The sequence below is a fragment of the Halorhodospira sp. 9621 genome (genome assembly GCF_022228055.1).
GTDB lineage: Bacteria > Pseudomonadota > Gammaproteobacteria > Nitrococcales > Halorhodospiraceae > Halorhodospira > Halorhodospira halophila_A.
Genome location: NZ_JAJNRD010000097.1, coordinates 1 through 859, shown reverse-complemented (window position 1 = coordinate 859; position 859 = coordinate 1). Strand labels below are relative to the sequence as shown.

Below are 859 nucleotides of genomic sequence, written 5' to 3'. Positions count from 1 at the left end.
ATCTAACAGCTGCCCGGATTTATCTATCAATACCGCCTCTGGCCTGACGGAAGCTCGGCTTTCGTCTACGCCAACGAGGGCATTGAGAAGATCTACGGCATCACGCCTCAAGAGGCCATGGAGTGCGCCGATCGCCTCTTCGAAGTCGTCTGGGAGGCCGACCGGGAAGGGGTTTACCGGAGCATTGAGCAATCGGCCGAGACCCTCACACCCTGGCGCCACAGCTACCGGATCGAGCACCCCCTAAAGGGCACGGTCTGGCTGGAGGGCCATGCCACACCGGAGCGCCTGGCTGACGGCAGCACCCTCTGGCATGGGTATGTGCACGATATCACCGACCGAGTCCGCGCCGAGCAGGAACTGACCGAGAGCAAGGCGCTGCTCGAGGAATTCTTCAATCAGTCGATCATGGGCTTTTTCTTCATGATGCTCGATGAGCCGATCGACTGGCACGCGGCCTCAGAGGCGGAGAAAGAATCGCTGCTTGACTATGTCGTGGCCCATCAGCGGATGACCAAGATCAATCAGGCCATGCTCGATCAATATGGCGCTGACCGTGAGGAGTTCATCGGCCTCACCTACCGGGACTTTTTCCCCGAGGAACAGCTTGAGCACGGTCGCGCCGTGCTTCGGGAGATTTTCGATCAAGGCCGGGCCCATGCGGTGACGCATGAGCAGAAAGGGGATGGCACGCCCATCATCATCCTTGGGGACTATACCTGCCTGCACGATGAACATGGCCGCGTCACCGGCCACTTCGGTGTCCAGGACGACATCACCGAGCGCCGGCAGCAGCAGGAGGCCCTGGTGCGAGCCCGGCAGGAAGCCGAGCAAGCGAACCGGGCCAAGAGCGAGTTCC

Annotated in this window: 1 protein-coding gene; it reads left to right on the top strand. The window is 60.9% G+C overall.

From position 1 onward, the window contains the following. Nucleotides 1–9: 9 nt before the first annotated feature. Nucleotides 10–859: PAS domain-containing protein (locus LRF89_RS13255; protein ID WP_274522168.1), on the top strand; the 850-nt coding region annotated here is incomplete at its 3' end.